This is a genomic window from Salmonella sp. SAL4457, from assembly GCF_046548235.1.
Classification (GTDB): Bacteria; Pseudomonadota; Gammaproteobacteria; order Enterobacterales; family Enterobacteriaceae; genus Salmonella; species Salmonella enterica.
Genome location: NZ_JBGDZO010001379.1, coordinates 1 through 234 on the forward strand (window position 1 = coordinate 1; position 234 = coordinate 234).

1 protein-coding gene is annotated in these 234 nt (G+C 70.5%); it reads left to right on the top strand.

Translation table 11 applies throughout. The features are described from left to right. Positions 1-146: 146 nt before the first annotated feature. Positions 147-234 (top strand): twin-arginine translocation signal domain-containing protein (locus ACLJNW_RS28685; RefSeq protein WP_134486877.1); only part of this gene is annotated, 88 nt, incomplete at its 3' end.

Sequence of the window (234 nt, forward strand, 5' to 3'; positions counted from 1 at the left end):
TGACAGCACAGTAATCTTCCCCACAGCTTGCCGACAGGCGCGCGCCGCTAGGGTGTCCGCATCGCCGCACCGCCCAGGCGGGGCCGCGACTTCCCGGCTGCGCAGGCTCGCGCAGTCCGTCCTGCCACCTGCGTGGAAACCAGCGGATGCACAGAACTTCGCGACGCACCTTCGTCAAAGGCCTCGCCGCCACCGGTCTGCTCGGCGGACTGGGTCTCTGGCGCGCCCCGGCCT